The sequence below is a fragment of the Nocardia sp. NPDC051756 genome, assembly GCF_040681495.1.
GTDB lineage: Bacteria > Actinomycetota > Actinomycetes > Mycobacteriales > Mycobacteriaceae > Nocardia.
Genome location: NZ_JBFAYV010000004.1, coordinates 22,766 through 40,014 on the forward strand (window position 1 = coordinate 22,766; position 17,249 = coordinate 40,014).

Here is a 17,249-nt window from a genome sequence, read left to right on the forward strand (position 1 = left end):
CGCCGATCAGATCCCCAGCCCCGCGCGCAGCGTCGGCCACGAATCATGCAGGGCATCTTGCCAATACGGCCAGGAGTGGGTACCGAGAGTGTTGTAGCGGATGGTGGCCGGAATGTGGTGCAGGCGCAGGTCGGCGTCGAAGACGAGGGTGCAGTCGTGCACGACCTGTTCGATGGCGATGGCCGCGGTGAGCTCGGTGGGGTAGGAGTAGCTGGGGTCGAAGGCGAGGTCGTAGGGGCCGGGGACGCCGCTGCCGGTGGAGAGGTAGATGGGCTTGCCGCGCAGCGCCTCGGTGTGCCGGGTCGGGTCATGGGCGGGCCATTCGGGGTTGGCGAGGCCGCCCCACATGTTGTCGGCATTACCGCCCTTGTCGGCCACCGTGGTGCGGACGGTGGCCTGGCCGAGGTTGCTGGAGTAGAGGCAACCGCTGTAGGCGGCGAGGGCGCGATAGAGGGCAGGGTGGCGGAAGGTCAGGGTCGTCGCGGCCTGGGCACCCATCGAGACGCCGGCCATGGCGTTGATTCCGTTGCCGCGCAACAGGTTATCGATCAACGGCGGAAGTTCCTGGGTCAGAAAGGTTTCCCACCGGTTGTGCCCGAGCTTGCGGTCGTCCGCGAGCCAGTCGGTGTAGAAGGTTCCGCCGCCGCCGACCGGCATCACGACGTTGGTTTCCTTGTCGGAGAAGAAGTTCACGATGTCGGTGCGCATAGTCCAGGTGCTCAGCGTCTGGGTCTCGGTCGACCCGTTGCCGTCGAGCAGATAGAGGGTGGGATGCGGTGCCGCCTGGTTCGCGGGCAGTAGGACGTCGAGCTGGACGATCCGGCCCATCGCCGGTGACTGCACGTACACCTCTTCCCAGCGATCGGTGCGCTTGGTGATGTGATCGACCACGGCCTGCGCACTCGCCCGCGGCGGCGTCGAAACCAGCGGCGCGACCACCGCCAGCGCCACCGCGACCACCCAGGCGGCACGTCGTGTCTTTTTCGAACCAGAACTACATGTCATCGCCGACCGTCCTCATTCGTGCTGCCTCGCGGAAAAGCGGCGAGGTAACCGTGATTCGGGATCGGCGGGCGTCCTGTTACCGATTTGCGGCGAATATTTTGCACACCGGCGTGTCACTTTTTGCGGAATGCAAGATTGCGTTTATACCGGGCGGGCGGTCAGTAGATCATTCCATCCGGAATCGCCACGGGATAGCGATCGGCTAGGTAATCTGGTGGAGTCCCAAGCACTTCGGGACAGCTCCGCAGAGTGAGTCGTGGTCGCCCCTGCGGCTCACTATCGCTGTACACAGTCCGATGAGGTCCGGGAGATCCCCGGGCCTCATCGGTCGTGTATTCGGCGGCGGATACTTTCGGCCTCGCCCCGCGTAGTCGGGCAATTCATCGGTCGCCGTGAAAATTTGCGCTGAATTCTCCGATCCAGACCCGCCGCGGATCCGAATATGCCGTAGTGCCGACACGTGTCTGTCGGGTTGTCGGCCACATGTACCGCCTTCGATACCAAAGGGGTTACTTATGTTTCACAAAACCGCGACCGTCGCGGTGACCGGTCTGCTCGCCGTCGCGGCGACGCTCGCCGTTGCCGCGGGCGCTGCCAACGCCACATCGTCGTCGTCCGGCGATACGGCACCGACTCATCAGGTAGACACCGCCGGGACGGACGCGCACGACGCCGACCTGTTCGGCCTCGTCACGCCGAAGGGCGACAAGAAGGCCGAGAAGGGCAAGAAAGAAAAGGGCACGGACGAGGCCACCAAGGAGCCGACCGCCGCCGACAAGGAAGCCGCCGCCGCGCTCAATTCCGCATTGCGCGATTTCCTCCGTCCGCCGCACGGTGGCGCCGAAATGGGGCCGCTCGGCAAGACCTCGGACGAGTGGCTCGATCTTTTCCTCGGGCCGCAGCCCGGTGCCGAAAGCACGCCAAAGGCCAAGCCGATCCGTTGATCGCCGCGCTTTACTGATTCATTCGGCAGTAGGCAGGTCCGCGCAGCACACCGATAAGCGACGGGCCTGCCTGCTGTCGATTCAGCCGAGAAAGTCCATGTCCGAACCGGTTCGGATGATCCGCCGCCGCCCGATATAGAGCAGGCAGACGGTTTCCGACAGCAGTAGCGCCCAAATAACCTGACGACCGGTTTCGAGTTGCTTCGCCTTCGCTGCGGCGGATTCCGTGCGGATACGACCGCGGGACGGATCGACCGGGTCCACTCGGCTGCCGACCATGGTCGCCGAATCTTTGGTTTTCGGCGAAGTGCGCTGCGCGGGAGGCGGCTTCGTGGCACTGCTGGCGGCCGGAGCTTGCGCATCGTTGCTGGGAATGGATGCCAGCACGCTGTCCGGCGGTTGGGCGACACCCGGTTTCGGCCCGTCCGGCGCGGGCAGCGCACGCGACAACGCGGTGAACCAGTCCGCGACGAATTGCACCGAGGGCCGTCCCGCGGCGACCGTGGTAACCGCGTAGGCCCCGTGCCGGGTCACCGCGTCCTGGTATTTGGCCCAGACCTGACTGTCGACGAGCTCGACGTTGTCGCTGACCAGATCCCCGATCGCGTCGAACGCCTGGGTGAGGACCTGGGTGAACCGCGGCGCGGACGAGCGCCGCGGCATCGAGGCGAACATCTTGGCGGCCAGGGTGGCCAGGCCGGCGAGCGGATCCCGCGCGCCGATGGTCCCGATCTGGCAGACCTCCTCGGGGCTGAGGACCACGCCGACAATGCTGGTCAGGGTGTTGAGCGTGATGGTCGCGAGCCGCAGCATCGCCGACTGCGCGGTCGGGTCGTCGATCAGCGAGCGCGGATCGGAGGCCTCGGCGAGGCGCTGACTGAGCGACTTGTCCCTGGACAGGACGAGGCTGCCGGGGGAGAGGCCGTGCAGGTCCTTGTCGACGACGTCGGTGGTGGTCTTGTTCACGGTGGCGGCCAGCGCGTCGGTGATCGAGGACAGCGCGGTCAGCGGATCGTCCAGCGGCAGCAGGGCCTGGCCGGCGATGTTGGTGATCATGTGCAGGATCGGTGCGTTCGTCGGGGAATCGCAGGCTAGGTCGCCGTCGATGCAGAACGACGCGACGCGGCCGGTGAGCGTGCCGAAGTCGGGTGCCAAATCGCGCAGCGGTCCGATGCCACCGCCCGGCACGGGTGCGGGCTGGGCCTGTAGTCCGGCGAGCCCTTCCGCGATGGTGCCCGGCGGCGGGTCGGGGGCGAGTTTGCCTGCGGCGCCGGGGAACAACGACGCGCCGGGGTAGCGGGTGGGGTCGGCGAGCAAGGCGACGCCGGCCACCCGGTCGGCGGGGACGGTGGACTGGCCGCGGCCGATCTCCTGGGCGAACAACGAGGCGATGTGCGCCCCCTGGGAATACCCGACGAACGCCAAACGCGTGTTCTCGCAACGGTCTACGACGGACTGAGCCATCGAGCGCAACTGCTGCAAGCCACCGGTCACCGAGGTCGAATACGGCACCGCGCCGCCCGGCACGGCACCGCCGAAGCCGGCCTCGTACGGGACGTAGGCGCGGTCGGTTCGGCTCGGTTCGGCGGCGAGCATGGGCAGGAAGATCGCCGACAGCATGCCGTGGTCGCTGGATGGGTCGGCGTCGGGCGCCGATTCACCGGTGCCGGGTACGCCGATGGCGTAAAGCGCTGGGCAGCGCGCTGATTGGCCGGTCGCGGGGGCTGCCGCGCCCATGCCGACGCCCGCGTTCATGGCGAAGGCCGTACCTGCGACGAGTGTTCCTAGTCTCCGAATACCTGTTCTGGAGAACAGCATTCGACGCAACGTCCCCACCTTCGTGTCGATCCGCATGGCCTGAGGCTGGTTTCTGGTCGGCAGAGTCTCCGGCGTCCGCCGGTCCGGGGTGGGCTTCGCCGCCACCCCGGACCGTGTCGAATCAGCCGCCGAGCAGCGCGGTCACGACGCTGGTGAGTCCCGAGGTGAGGGCGGTAACCACGGCGGTCAGGAGCGGTGCAATCATGTTCTCCCTTTCGTTTTCATCTGGTGACGAGCCGTCTGGTCAGTCTTCGTGCGGTAAATCCGACGCCGAGTCTGAAATGTCGGTGGTGCTCCGCGGCGAAAACTCCAGGCGGCCGGAACAACCCGGGTGGGTGTCCAACGCTGACCATGCCGGGAACCGTCAGTGGCAGGCGTCGATAGTGTCTTCGTAACCCAGGTACGTTCGGATGGAAGAAATTTCGAACTAGTTTTAAATGGGCTGTGAGCTGGGGGAATGTCCGAGTCGAGGCGATCTGCGTGCGGAACGGCGTGCTGGCGCAGGTGTTTTGTCCTTTTGGGGACAGGTGCGCTAGCCTTCCTCGGCGATCCAGCTCGTGCTCACGTTCGGCAAATGGCACCGATCCGTCAATGGCGTATCCCCAGGAGCAAGTCATGTTGAGTGGTCTCTTCGGTCTAGTGAACAGCGTGCTCGCGGTAACGGAGAACCTCGTCGGGATTCTTACCTTCGGCATTTTGGGCTAGGCGGCGCGCGCGCATTTCCGGTGACTCCGAATCGCATTCGGGCTTCCGAAGTGCGCGCTCTCCGCATTCTGGGCAACCGCATCCGCCGGATTTCTCCGGCACACGATCGATGATCGAGGAGGTTCGCTGTGTCGCGTCTGTCGAAGGAGCTGGCCGCTCTGGCCGTGCTGGCGGTCGTCATCTATTGCGCCGGAACGGATTCCCTCGCGTTCTGGAAGTCCGACGGTGGACCCGAGACCGCCGGATCGGACTGGCTGGACGCGGACGACGACGGCGAGCGGATCGACCAGATCGGCGGATTCCGGTGGTAGGCAAGGTCATTCCGCTGCTACCCGGCAGCGCCCGGGCCACCGCACTGCTGGAACTCGACGCCTCCAGGGAACTGCTCGCCCAGGCGCACGCCAGGGCCAGCAGTGCGGCGAGTCGCGCCAGCGCCGCCGCCAAGCGCGCGGTGAACCGAGAGAAGGCGGTCGACCATGTCGCGCGCGCCCACGGCGCGGCGCGTGCCGTCGCCGCCGCGAACACCACCCGCGACGCCGCATGGCACGCCTACGTGGCCGCCAACCACGCGATCAAAGCCACCTTCTACACCGTTGCCACCGCCGATACGGCGATCACCGTCCAGGACGCGGCCGCCACCGCCCTGGCCGCCGCCAAGGCGGCGGCCTTCGCCCCGGACGACATCACGATCGCCGACACCGCCGCGGCCGCCGAGGAAGCCGCCGCGGGCGCCAGCAACGGCGCCTACAGCGCTCCGCCCCTCGCTACCATCCCGCGAATAGGCCACCACCTGTCCGTCAACTAGCTGGACAGGAGTGTCCGCGTTCGGTGGCTCGCACTCGCCGAGATGACCGGGGTTACCGGGGGTTCAGCAATTAGTCGGTTAAGTTCTCGGTTTATGCGCAGATGGAGGCGTGGCGCGGGCGTGCTCGCGGTTTCGATGGCCGCGCTGCTGGTGCCGGGTGTGAGTGTTGCTGCTCCGCCGGAGCCGGTGGCGGGTGGTGCGCTGGGGCCCGGGTTCCTGTGGGGCGTGGCGGCTTCGGGGTTTCAATCCGAGGGGCATGTGCCGGTGGACGGTACGCCGGACCTGGGGTCGATCAACGCGGGTTCGCGGAACCGGGTTTCGCCGGACAACGATGCGCCGGACAGCAATTGGGTGCGCTACATCGAACACCATCCGGAGTTCGACAAATACCGCAGCTCGATCGACTTCTACGACCGCTACGCCAGTGACATCGATCTGGCGAAGTCGCTGGGGGTCAAGGTGTTCCGGATCGGCATCGAGTGGGCGCGGCTGCAACCCACCAGCCGGCTGGAGTGGGACGCGGACGGATTCCGCTTCTACGACAAGGTGATCGCGAAGATCGTCAGCTCGGGCATGCGGCCGATGCTCACCCTCGATCACTGGGTGTACCCGGGCTGGGCCTACGACGGCGCGTTCCATGGGAAGCATTCGGATACGCCGGATACCGGGTGGGACAACCCGGAGATGGTGGATGCCTGGCTGACCAACATGCGCAAGGTGGTCGACCGCTACGCCGCCCGAAATCCGTTGTGGGTCACCATCAACGAGCCGGTCGCCTACATCATGCACGAGGTCCGCAACAACGCGACCGATCAGGCGCGGATGGAAGACAAGGTCGCCGACGCGCACAACCAGATCTACGACTACATCCACCAGAAGCGGGCCGATGCCCAGGTGACCAGCAATATCGGCTACGTCGCGGGCATCGATGATCAGGTGAACGGCCCACTGTTCGACAAGATCCGCGACCGCCTCGACTACATCGGCGTCGACTACTACTTCGCCTACGAGCCGCCGGCCTCCAGCCCGCCCGCCACGGTCCGGTCCATCGCGGCCGTCGGTGCGCCCGGCATGTGGAACCTGCCGATCCGGACCGAGGGCATCTACTATGCGCTGCAACGGTATTCGCGCCTGGCGCCGGGCAAGCCGCTGTTCGTGGTGGAGAACGGCATGCCCACCGAGAACGCCACCTCCGACGACGACAACGTCCCTGGCTCCGGAAACTACAACCGCAGCGACCATCTGCGCGACACCGTCTACTGGTTGCAGCGCGCCAAGGCCGACGGCATGAACATCATCGGCTACAACTACTGGAGCATCACCGACAACTACGAATGGGGCAGCTACAGCCCACGATTCGGTCTCTACAGCGTGAACGTGCGCGATGATCCCAGCCTGGAGCGCCGCCCCACCAAGGCGGTCGCCACCTACACCGAAACCATCGCGGCCGGCGGAGTCGTGCCCGACTACCGCCCCACGCGTCCCCCGGCCGGTTGCCAGGCCGTCGACCCGACACCTGGTTGCACCGACCTCAACGTCCCGTAGCGGTGAGCTGAGCCGGGCAGCCCGACTCAGCTCCCGCCACCGTCTACTGGCTGCCCGCCACCAGTACCGCGATCAGCGCGATCGCGCCCGGCAGCGCCTGCACGAAGAGGATGCGGCGGCTGGCCGTGGCCGCACCGTAGATTCCCGCGACCACGACGCAGGCGGTGAAGAAGATCATCGCCGCGAACCCGACCGGATCCGACGCGATGATCCCCCAGATCAACCCGGCCGCCAGGAACCCGTTGTACAGCCCCTGGTTCGCCGCGAGAACCTTTGTCTGCTCGGCGAATTCGACCGTGCTGCCGAACGCCGCCCGCACCCGCGGCGTCGTCCACAGGAACATCTCCATCACCACGATGTAGACATGCAGCGCCGCCACCAACCCGACCAGAACCTCGGCTACCACTCGCACGATCGACTCGCTTCCTCATGTACCGGCCGGGCCCCGCCCGGATTACCAGTCAAAGGATGACCGAAAACTGCCCGGCCCGGGTGCGGACGCGCGCAACAGCTACACCGGCGGTGCCGAGCGGCTCGGGCAAACAAAAACGGGATGCCCGGTGCGGGCATCCCGTTTATGCGATGAATGTGGAGTTACGCGTTCATTCCACGACTTCCACGACATCGCCCGGCTCGAGATGGCGATACGTGGCCTCGGCGGCATCCGGGTTCATCCGAATGCAGCCGTGCGAGTTCGAATCCAGCGGGCCGATGTGGGTGGCGATATCGCCGTCGAAGAAGACGGCCCATTCCATCGGCGCGTTGTGCATTGTGCTCCAGAAATGCTCGCGCTTGAAGTCGACGTCGAAGACACCGACATGCGACTCGTATCCCGGCCGGCCGATTTCGATCGGCTTCGGACCGTAGATGGTCTTGCCGTCCTCCATCAGCCACATTTCCTTGGTCGAGAGCCGCATGCAGGCGCGCGTCTTCGCCGCGGTGCACGGTGCGTACACCGGTGCGGGCGGCGGCGGCTGAATGATCGCGGGGACGCCGGGAATGTCCGGTCCGCCCGGCCATAGCGGTTCGGCCTGCGCGGTTGCCGTCATTGCGAATCCGGCGGTCGCGACTCCGGCGAGTACCGCGAATCTTGCCGACCAATTTCTAAAACGCTTGCTGCTCATCAAATTTCAGGCCTCTCTTCGCCTTGCCGCCACGCTGCGTGCCGAAATGCCAGAGTGATAGGAGTACCTCGTCGCAAGAAACTGGAGGATCCGAGGTGGTAGCGATCATCGCGGACCTTGCGCGCCGGGTCAATCGCGGCGCGCAGATGTTTCACAATCCGAACAGTTGCCTTAACCGAACAGGCCGCCCAGAGCACCGCCACTCTGCCCGGCCTGCTGGCCGCCGCCGGTGCCGCCGATGAGCCCGCCGGGCGGCAGTTCCGAGGGCTGCACGATGACGAAGCCGCGCCCGGAAAAGGCCAGCGTGAGACCCTCGCCGGTGCTGCGGCCGATGAGCCGGCCGAGGCCGAACGAGTCGTTGCGCTTGATCCCGGTTTGCAGGCTCGACGACCACGCCACCGCGGCCTGCGGGTCGGCGTAGGTCGGCTGATCGACCTGCAACACCACCGGCGAGCCGTGCGTGGTGATCGCGATCCGGCCACGCCCGGTGAACACGCAGTTGAACAACCCGGCATTGCTGGCTACGCCGGCTGCCCCCTGCACCCGGGCGACCCGGTAGGACAGGCTGGTATCGAAGGCGAGCACGTTGGAACCGTTGATGGTCAGGCCGTCACTGCCGTCGAGGTCGATGATGTGCACGTCGGCGGCGCTGTCGGCGAGGAACAGGTCGCCGCGGCCGGAGACGTTCATCAGCGGCACGCCTTCACCGGTGAGCCGCTGGGTGATCGCGCGCCCGATGCCGCCGGAGCCGAGCGCCTTGAACTGCATGTCGCCCTGGTAGGCGACCATCGAACCGGCCCGGGCCATGACCTCGCCGTTGACGGCGACCTTGATCATCTTGCCGCCCTGCTTCTGGATGCCGACGCCGTTGACTTCGGCGTGGCGGGGGTCGAAAAGATCGCTCTGCATCGGCAGTGCTCCTTGCTGAGGTGATGATGGCGCGGGCGGTGAGTAGGCGGGGGCCGGCTGGTAGGTCGGCGGGGGCGGATAGTTCGGCGCGGCCGGCGGTGGGTAGTTCGGCGCCGAAACTGGCAGGGCGGCAGGCGGATTCGGCGGTGGTGCGGGCGCCTCGGGTTCGTCGTCGATGTTCACGCCGAATGCCGTGGCGATGCCGGCCAGCCCGTTGTCGTAACCCTGTCCGACCGCGCGCACCTTCCAGGCGTCACCGCGGCGGTAGATCTCCACGCACACCACGGCGGTTTCGGTGGTGAGCCCCTCCATCGGGAAAGTCAGTGCCCCCGAATCGGATCCGATCGTCGCGAGCAGCGTGCCCGCGGCGGCGAAGGTCGGTGGCCCGCTGCCGTCGAGGCTGGCGGTGACCACGACCTTGTCCACGTTCGCGGGTAGCGCGCTGGTCTGCACGTCGACCATGTCGCCACGGCCGTTGCCGTGCCGGTAGGTGACGCCGGGACCGACCGGCTGGTTGAAGAAGACGAAGTCGGCGTCGGTCCGGACGCGGCCGTCCGCGCCGAGCAGCAGCGCGGAGACATCGACTCCGGCCGAGCAGGTGACGGTGACCGTCATCCGGTCGGCGGGCGCGGGCCGGTTCTCGCCGCGAGCGAGGGCGGTCACCGCTGACCCGCCCGGTTGTCGGCGATCGGGCCGAAAGGCATGCGATTCACGCCGTCAAGTGTGTCCCCAGACGGGTCCGTGCGCTACCGAGTCGGGCGCACGCCACGCCGAATCGTTAGCTGACGGCGGCGGTTGCCCGGCGAGTGCGGGCCAGCGCGACGCCGAGCACGAAGGTGGCCGCGACGACGGCCAGCAGGACGGTCGCGACCATGGCCGAGCCGTCGACCAGAGTGGTGAAGTTGTCGATGACCAGGGCGGTGATCAGAAATAGCCCGGCGGTGCCGAGGGCAGGCGCGATCACCGTGGGCCAGCGGCGGCGGTCGAGGCCGGTGCGCCGGAAGAAGGCGATGATGGCGACGCTGGTGAGCAGCATCAGCACCAGAATGGCCACAGTGGCCAGCCCGGACATCCAGGTGAACAGCTGGCGCACCGGGTCGGCACCGGCGAGGGCGAACGTCCCGACGACCAGTGCCGCCGACAGGGTTTGGGCCAGCGAGGCCTTGTGCGGCGAACCGTGGCGCAGGTGGATGTCGCCGAGCGCCGGGTGCCCGATGCCGTCGTGGGCCAGCGCGTAGCCGTAGCGGGAGATCGTGTTGTGGAACGCGAGCAGGGCGGCGAACAGGCTCGTCACCAGGAGGATCGACATCAGGTCGGCGGCGGATTCGCCGAGGAACATCCGGGTGGCGGTGAAGGTCAAGCCTTCGGGATCGTCACCCGCGGCGGACGCGACGTGGTCACTGCCGAACGCGAGCACCACGGCCCAGCCGGCCACCGCGTACAGCAGGCCGATCGTGAGCACCGCGATGTAGGTGGCCCGCGGGATGGTGCGGCGCGGGTCGCGGGTCTCCTCGCCGTAGATCGCGGTGGCCTCGAAGCCGATGAACGACGCGATCGCGAACATCAAGGCCACGCCGGGGGAGCCGTCGAAAAAGGCCGAGGGCGTGAAGGACACGGTGTCGAGGCCGTGCGCACCGCCGCGGATCAGCACGGCGGCGGACAACGCGACGATGATGCCGATCTCCACCACGAGCAGTACGCCGAGCACCTTCGCGCCGAGCTCGATATTGCGATAGCCGAGCACCGCGACAACCGTCATCAGCGCGAAAGCGTAGACATACCAAGGCAAGTCGGGTCCGCCGTAGTACACGACGAGCTCTTCGACGGTCGAGGCCGCCAGCCCGTAGATCCCGGCTTGGATTGCGGTGTAGGTGAGCAACGCCAGTCCTGCCGCGCCGAGTCCGGTTCGGAGACCGAGTCCGCTGCGCACGTAGGCGTAGAACGCGCCCGCCTCGTCCAAATGCCCACTCATCGCGGCATATCCGACGCTGAACACGAGCAGGACGCCCGCGGCCACGAGATAAGCGGTCGGTGCGCCCGCCCCATTGCCCAGTCCGATCATGAGCGGCAACGCGCCGCCGACGGCGGTGAGCGGGGCGGCGGCCGCGATGACGAGGAAGACGATCCCCGCCACCCCGATGGAGCCGCGTAATCGTGCACCGGCAGTGGATGATTCAGTCATCGGGAGCTCCATGGCAGCAACTGGTCGACGCGTCGCCGTGGCCGGCGCCCGGAACATCGAGGGTGGGATTGCGGTCGAAGAACCCGACCGGCTTCAGTACGAACCCGGTGTAGTCGACCGGCATGATCGGCCAGTCCTCCGGGCGCGGAAAGTGCGTGAGGCCGAACGTGTGCCACACGACCAGGTCTTCGTTGTCGAGCGGTCGATCGCCGGCGACGTACTCGGGGAGCCCCGCGCCGCCGGGATGCTGATTCACGAAATCACCTGCGGCATAACGCTGTGCCGGATCGAACCGGGTCACCCAGAGGCTCTTCGTGGCGAAGGCGGCCCGCTTGGCGATCGGTGATTCGTCGGCGGCGAGCAGCGTCTCCTTGCCTTCCGGGTGCAGCACGTACGAGACAGGTAAGCCGAGTCGGTTGTGCACCTCGGGATTACTGATCCGCCAGACGCGGCCGACGCGGTTGTCCGCCAGTCGCTGCGCATCCGATTCGCGGGCCAGGGTGGACCGTTGCCAGGTGAAAGCGTTGCCGTGCGGGTTGTCCGGGCCGATCGGCACGCGGGCGCTCTCGACTTCCTCGACCCGGTTGCGATGCCCGTCGACCATCATGTCGAGCCGGGCGCTGAACAGATGCTGGTGACAGGGCGCGCCGAGGCCGGGCGCCACCTGCGTGGAGAACGGGTGATCGGGGCCGGGATACGCTGCGGTGAAGACGATTCCGGTCGCCTTGATCTCGAAGCCGATCGTGCCGTCCAGGTACAGATACCAGAAGAAGCCGTAGTCGTAATTGCCCACCGTGGTGAAGAACGAGATCACCAGGCGGCGTTGCCTGCGTACCTCGCGCGACCCGGTCCACAGGTCGGTGTGCTTCCACAGCACGCCGAAGTCCTCCTCGTGCATACAGATCGCGTTGCGCAGCACCGTGGGATTGCCCGCCTCGTCGGCGATGACCGCGTCGAAATAGGTGATGTCACCGAGACAATCGCAGCCGAGCTCGAGCGCGTTGGCGTAGCGGCCGACGAGATACTCGCCGGTGTCGAAGTAGTTCTGCCAGGAGCGGATCGGGGACGGATCGGCATAGGGCACCACCATTTCCGCGATCGACGCGCGATGGATGATCGGCCGGACCCGGCCGCCATCGTGAAAACCGATCTGGTGCAGGACAAGTCCCTCGCGGGCATCGAAACCCACTCGCACCGACCATTTTTCCCACTCGACCAGGTTTCCGCGCACGGTGAAGCTCGGCCCCTGCGGCTGGGTGATCTCGATCGGCTTCTGCGTCGTGCGCGGCGGGCCGGTGACGGCCGGATCATCGAAATTCCCGGACTCCTGCGGCACCTCGACCGGCCCGGTGTCGATGACCCGCAACACCTCGCGCGTCATGACATCGACGAATCCGACGAGACCGTCGACCGGATGCGCCCAGGGGTGGTCCTTCTCGTGCTGCTGATGGAACGCCAAGCCGCGCAGGATCCGCCGGCCTTCCTCGCCCTCGTAGTCGAACACGCCTGCCGACAGCGGCGCGACCCGCACTTCCGCGACCTCCAGCCCGCGCGCGGCCAGCGCGGCCAACCAGTCCGGATTGCTCGACAACACCGCCTCGACCAGTTCGAACTCCTCGTCGAGCACCGGCAGCTGACCGTCGACGATCGCGTCCAGCGTGCGCTGGGAAAGCACGGCCTGGCCGGCGAGCGACACGATCGCATCGACGGCGTTCGGGCGATCGATATCGTGCAGCAACACCCGGAATCGGCGATCCAACGTCCCGGACCACGGATAGAGCTCGTATTTGTCCGGCTCGTCCAACCCGACGAAGACGAAACGGGTGGTCGGCGCGATCAGCCCGGCCGCGTCGAGGACGGCGCGCACCTCGGCGATCTCCGCTTCGGTGGGCAGCGCGAGCGGATGATCGGCACGTCCCGGTGTGAGCGTGGGCATGGGCCCCTCCAGTTGATATCGGCCGAGAAGCTGAGTCCGCACATCATATTCAGCAACTAATCGGACAATTGGATCGAATCGCACCAAATCCCTGTTCACGAGTTCAGTTGGATGACAATGGCGGACATTTATGGCCATATGGCAAGGCATGAGTAACGCAGCAGCAAATCATTCCTCGCGGCCGCCCGCGGTGAGTTGTGAGAACTCATCCTTGACGGTTAGCAACCGATCGGTTGCAATGTATGAGTGAGCTACGACACGATCATCAAGGCCGGGCGCTGGTTCGACGGCGCCGGTTCACCCTCGGCCACCCGACACCTCGGACTGCGCGGCGATCGTGTCGTCACGGTCTCGGCAGATCCGCTCGACGAGACGGACTGCCCGAACGTCATCGACGCCGCGGGCAAGTGGGTGGTCCCCGGCATGGTCGACATCCACACGCACTACGACATCGAGGTGCTGAAGACGCCCTCGCTCGCCGAATCGGTGCGCCACGGCATCACCACGGTGCTGCTCGGCTCGTGCTCGCTCTCGACGGTGCACGTCGGGCCGACCGACGCGGGCGACCTGTTCGGCCGGGTCGAGGCGATCCCGCGCAGGCATGTCATCGAGACCATCGAGGAGGCCAAGACCTGGCGCTCGGCGAGCGAATACATCACGGCGCTCGAAGAACTGCCGCTCGGCCCGAACATCGCTGCGATGCTTGGCCATTCGGACATCCGGACGGCGCAGATGGGGCTCGATCGCGCCACCCGCAAGGAGGTCCGGCCCACCGCGGCCGAGCAGGCGGCCATGGAAACGGCGCTGACCGAGGCGCTCGACGCGGGCTTCGTCGGAATGTCGCAGCAGCAGCTGCTTTTCGACAAGATCGACGGCGACACCTGCCGCTCGCGCACGCTGCCGTCGACCTATGCCAAGGCCAGGGAACGGCGCAGGCTCAACGCGATTCTGCGCCGGCGGCGCCGGGTGTTGCAGGCCGGCCCGGACATCGCCTCGGTGCGCAGCATCGCCGCGATGACGCTGAGCAGCCTGGGCATCTTCCGCAAACGCTTGAAGACCACGTTGCTCTCGGCCGCCGACATCAAGGCCAACCCGGCCCTGGTCTACATCATGGGCCCGATCGCCCGCGTACTGAACGCGCTCGGCGGCGACTTCCGCTGGCAGCACCTGCCGGTGCCGTTCGAGGTGTACGCCGACGGCATCGACCTGGTGATCTTCGAGGAGTTCGGCTCGGGCGCCGCGGCGCTGCATCTGGCCGACCAGGTCGAGCGCGACGCCCTGATGCAGGACGAGGCGTACCGGCGGCAGTTCCGCAAGGACTACGACGCCAAGTTCGGCATGCGGGTCTGGCACCGCGACTTCTTCGACGCCGAAATCGTTGCCTGCCCGGACGATTCGGTGATCGGCAAGACCTTCGGACAGGTCGGCCTCGATCGCGGCGGCGTGCATCCGGTGGACGCGTTTCTCGACCTGGTGGTCGCGCACGGCACCAAACTGCGCTGGCGCACCACCATTTCCAATCACCGGCCGAAGTTCCTGACCAGGCTCGGCGCGGATCCTGGTGTGCAGCTCGGCTTTTCGGACGCGGGCGCGCACCTGCGGAACATGGCGTTCTACAACTTCGGGCTGCGCTTCCTGCGCCGCGTGCACGACGCCGAGCAGGCCGGGCAGCCGTTCCTCTCGCTGGAGCGCGCCGTGCACCGGCTCACCGGCGAGCTCGCCGACTGGTACGGCATCGACGCGGGCCACCTGCGCGAGGGCGATCGCGCGGACCTGGTGATCATCGACCCGGCGCACCTGGATGCCTCGCTGGACGCCTACGCCGAGAGCCCGGTCGCGCAGTATGACAACCTGTCTCGCATGGTGAATCGCAATGACGGGGCGGTCTCGGCCGTCTTCATCGGCGGCAGTTACGTCTTCGGCGACGGCACGCCCGCGCCGATCCTCGGCACCGACCGCACCGGACGTTTCCTCCGGTCCCAGGTGCGGTGACCGCACCACCGCGCCGAACCCAAGCCCAGCGCCGCGCCGCCACCATCGGCAAGCTCGTCGAGGCCACCATCGAGGCGATCGCCGAGGTCGGCTATCACAATGCCTCGCTCGGCGAGATCAGCCGCCGGGCGGGCGTATCCAAGGGCGGTATCTTCCGGCACTTCGACTCGCGGACCGATCTGGTGGTGGCCGCCGCCGAAGAGGTCGGCCGCAGGCACATGCTCGCGTTCGAGAATATCCGCGCCCGCGAAGACACCGACGAGCCACTGAATATGACCCATATCCTGCATCGGGCCCGCAATCAGATCCGGCAGGAGACCAACACGGTCTGGTTCGAACTGCTGGTCGCCGCGCGCACCGAGCCGGAACTGCGGGCCAGGCTCGCCCCGGTGGCGACCGCGCTGCTCGACGACGTCGAGCGGGTCGCGGTCGCGGCGCTGACCCCCGCCCTCCCGGCCGATGTGGCCCGACTGCTGGCGACCTCGGTGGTGCACATGTTCGACGGGGAGGCGATCTTCCGCTCCACCTACCCGAGGCCGGAGCTGGAGGACACGCGGATCGAGTACGCGGCCGGCCTGCTCGAGCGGCTGCTGGCGGAGAGCCGAGTCGAATCGGAATCCTGACTCGCCATCGATTATGGACTATTGCATAATCCATATCGGTCTTGTTGACTGAGGTGCATGGCCGACACCGTTACCGTCGAACGCGACGGACATGTCCTGCTCATCGGGCTGAATCGCCCGGACAAGCGCAACGCCTTCACCCTGGAGATGCTCGCCGAGCTGTCCCGCGCGTATGCCCTGCTCGAGCAGGACGACGACCTGCGCGTCGGTGTCCTGTTCGGACGCGGCGACCACTTCACCGCGGGCCTCGACCTGGTCGACGTCGCTCCCGCCCTCGCGTCCGGCGCGATCACCTACCCGGAGGACGGGCTGGACCCATGGCGGCTGGACTACCACTGGACCAAGCCGGTGATCGCCGTCGCGCAAGGCTGGTGCATGACGCTCGGCATCGAACTGCTGCTGGCCGCCGACATCCGGATCGCCGCCGAGGGCGCCCGGTTCAGTCAGCTGGAAGTGCGGCGCGGGATCTACCCGTTCGGCGGTGCGACGCTGCGGTTCTGGCGGGAAGCGGGCTGGGGGAACGCGATGCGCTGGGTCCTCACCGGTGCCGAGTTCGACGCCGCCGAGGCCCACCGCATCGGCCTGATCCAGCAGGTCACTCCTGATGCCGCGACGGCGCTCGCCGCGGCCCGCGCGCTGGCCACCGAAATCGCCGAGGACTCAGCGCCATTGGGCGTGCGCACCATCCTCGCCTCCGCGCATCGCGCCCGCGACGAGGGCAACGCCGCCGCGGCCGAACATCTCGTCGGCGACGTCACCAAGCTCTTCGCGACCGCCGACGGCGCGGAGGGCATTCAGTCGTTCATCGAGCGACGGAAGGCGAACTTCACCGGTAAGTGACAGCGCCGGAGGGCTTTTCGAGGCGTCAGTCCTCGATGATCGCCACCGCCCTGGTCCACCCCGCGGACGCGGCGTGGATCTTGTGCGGGAAGCAGGAGATCCGGAAACCGGTGGCGGGCAACGCTTCCAGGTTGTGCAGCTTCTCCAGGTGGCAGTAGCCGATATCGCGCCCCGCCTTGTGCCCCTCCCAGATGATCGAGCCGTCCCCGGTCTCGGCGAACCGGCGCGCGGTGTAGCCGAACGGCGCGTCCCAGCTCCACGCGTCGGTGCCGGTGACGCGAATGCCTTGCCGGAGTAAGTGCAACGTCGCTTCCCGGCCCATGCCGCAGCCGCGGGTGAGGTAGTCGTCCTCGCCGTATCGGGTGCCCGCACTGGTGTTGATGATGACGATCTCCAGCGGGCTGAGCGTGTGCCCGATCCGCGCCAGTTCGGCGTCGACGTCGTCGGGCGTCACCACATATCCGTCGGGCAGGCCGCGGAAGTCCAGCTTCACGCCGGGCTGGAAACACCACTCCAGCGGCACCTCGTCGATGGTGATCGCGCGCTGCCCGTTGTTCATGGTGGAGGCGTAGTGATACGGCGCGTCCATATGGGTGCCGCAGTGGGTGGTCAGCCGGATCCATTCCAGGGCCCAGCCTTCGCCGTCGGGGAGGACTTCGGGGCCGGCGCCGGGGAACATGGCGAGCATGTCGGCCACGGTGTCTTTGTGGTCCAGGTATTCGATCTCCGGGCGCAGGCCCGGCGGGTCGGAGGTGATGCCGGATCGCAGCGGGACGGAGATATCTACGAACGTGGTCATGCTGTTTCGTAGCACGACCGTC

General features: G+C 67.0%; 15 protein-coding genes. 7 read left to right on the forward strand and 8 right to left on the reverse strand.

The annotated features are described in order from the left end of the window. Window positions 1-6: 6 nt before the first annotated feature. Entirely contained in the window at window positions 7-1,005 is a 999-nt protein-coding gene (locus tag AB0M22_RS17105) for an alpha/beta hydrolase family protein (protein ID WP_364727136.1), read from the reverse strand. A 542-nt stretch (window positions 1,006-1,547) separates the two neighbouring features. Here AB0M22_RS17105 and AB0M22_RS17110 point away from each other — a divergent pair. Next, window positions 1,548-1,949: a hypothetical protein gene (locus AB0M22_RS17110; protein WP_364727139.1), complete on the forward strand. Its 402-nt coding sequence runs from the start codon at window positions 1,548-1,550 to the stop codon at window positions 1,947-1,949. Between the two features lie 81 nt (window positions 1,950-2,030). Here the strand turns inward: AB0M22_RS17110 and AB0M22_RS17115 are convergent, their stop codons facing one another. Next, a complete protein-coding gene (locus tag AB0M22_RS17115) occupies window positions 2,031-3,803 on the reverse strand; it encodes a cutinase family protein (RefSeq protein WP_364727142.1) in 1,773 nt (590 codons plus the stop codon). A 797-nt stretch (window positions 3,804-4,600) separates the two neighbouring features. On the opposite strand from AB0M22_RS17115, the gene AB0M22_RS17120 reads away from it, so the two are divergent. The 3 genes from AB0M22_RS17120 (at window position 4,601) to AB0M22_RS17130 (ending at window position 6,822) form a co-directional block, all read left to right on the forward strand. After that, complete coding sequence (locus AB0M22_RS17120; protein WP_364727144.1) at window positions 4,601-4,783, forward strand: hypothetical protein; 183 nt, start codon at window positions 4,601-4,603, stop codon at window positions 4,781-4,783. After that, window positions 4,777-5,277: a hypothetical protein gene (locus tag AB0M22_RS17125; protein ID WP_364727147.1), complete on the forward strand. Its 501-nt coding sequence runs from the start codon at window positions 4,777-4,779 to the stop codon at window positions 5,275-5,277. The genes AB0M22_RS17120 and AB0M22_RS17125 overlap by 7 nt, the downstream gene beginning before the upstream one ends. A gap of 93 nt (window positions 5,278-5,370) precedes the next feature. Then, on the forward strand, window positions 5,371-6,822 hold the full coding sequence (locus AB0M22_RS17130) for a family 1 glycosylhydrolase (RefSeq protein WP_364727149.1): 1,452 nt from the start codon (window positions 5,371-5,373) through the stop codon (window positions 6,820-6,822). Between the two features lie 43 nt (window positions 6,823-6,865). Here AB0M22_RS17130 and AB0M22_RS17135 read toward each other — a convergent pair whose 3' ends face one another. The 5 genes from AB0M22_RS17135 to AB0M22_RS17155 form a co-directional block, all read right to left on the reverse strand. Then, a complete protein-coding gene (locus AB0M22_RS17135; protein ID WP_364727152.1) occupies window positions 6,866-7,234 on the reverse strand; it encodes a DUF1304 domain-containing protein in 369 nt (122 codons plus the stop codon). 190 nt (window positions 7,235-7,424) lie between these two features. Next, entirely contained in the window at window positions 7,425-7,946 is a 522-nt protein-coding gene (locus AB0M22_RS17140; protein ID WP_364727154.1) for a L,D-transpeptidase, read from the reverse strand. Window positions 7,947-8,117: 171 nt separating this feature from the next. Further along, entirely contained in the window at window positions 8,118-9,518 is a 1,401-nt protein-coding gene (locus tag AB0M22_RS17145) for an AIM24 family protein (RefSeq protein ID WP_364727157.1), read from the reverse strand. 115 nt (window positions 9,519-9,633) lie between these two features. Then, window positions 9,634-11,037 (reverse strand): APC family permease, encoded by a 1,404-nt coding sequence (locus tag AB0M22_RS17150; protein ID WP_364727160.1) that lies wholly within the window; start codon window positions 11,035-11,037, stop codon window positions 9,634-9,636. Next, window positions 11,030-12,973 (reverse strand): primary-amine oxidase, encoded by a 1,944-nt coding sequence (locus tag AB0M22_RS17155; protein WP_364727162.1) that lies wholly within the window; start codon window positions 12,971-12,973, stop codon window positions 11,030-11,032. The genes AB0M22_RS17150 and AB0M22_RS17155 overlap by 8 nt, the downstream gene beginning before the upstream one ends. Window positions 12,974-13,219: 246 nt before the next feature. Between AB0M22_RS17155 and AB0M22_RS17160 the strand changes: the two genes are divergently transcribed. From AB0M22_RS17160 to AB0M22_RS17170, 3 genes are read left to right on the forward strand one after another with little or no spacing between them, the layout of a single operon-like run. Further along, window positions 13,220-14,965, forward strand: coding sequence for an amidohydrolase family protein (locus tag AB0M22_RS17160; protein WP_364727165.1), 1,746 nt, complete (start codon window positions 13,220-13,222; stop codon window positions 14,963-14,965). After that, the gene (locus tag AB0M22_RS17165; RefSeq protein ID WP_364727167.1) at window positions 14,962-15,588 is read left to right on the forward strand and encodes a TetR/AcrR family transcriptional regulator; all 627 of its coding nucleotides are present in this window, start codon (window positions 14,962-14,964) and stop codon (window positions 15,586-15,588) included. The genes AB0M22_RS17160 and AB0M22_RS17165 overlap by 4 nt, the downstream gene beginning before the upstream one ends. Before the next feature lie 57 nt (window positions 15,589-15,645). Continuing rightward, a complete protein-coding gene (locus AB0M22_RS17170; protein ID WP_364727170.1) occupies window positions 15,646-16,428 on the forward strand; it encodes a crotonase/enoyl-CoA hydratase family protein in 783 nt (260 codons plus the stop codon). A 25-nt stretch (window positions 16,429-16,453) separates the two neighbouring features. On the opposite strand, the gene AB0M22_RS17175 is transcribed toward AB0M22_RS17170, so the two are convergent. Beyond that, complete coding sequence (locus tag AB0M22_RS17175; RefSeq protein ID WP_364727173.1) at window positions 16,454-17,227, reverse strand: cyclase family protein; 774 nt, start codon at window positions 17,225-17,227, stop codon at window positions 16,454-16,456. Window positions 17,228-17,249: the final 22 nt, after the last annotated feature.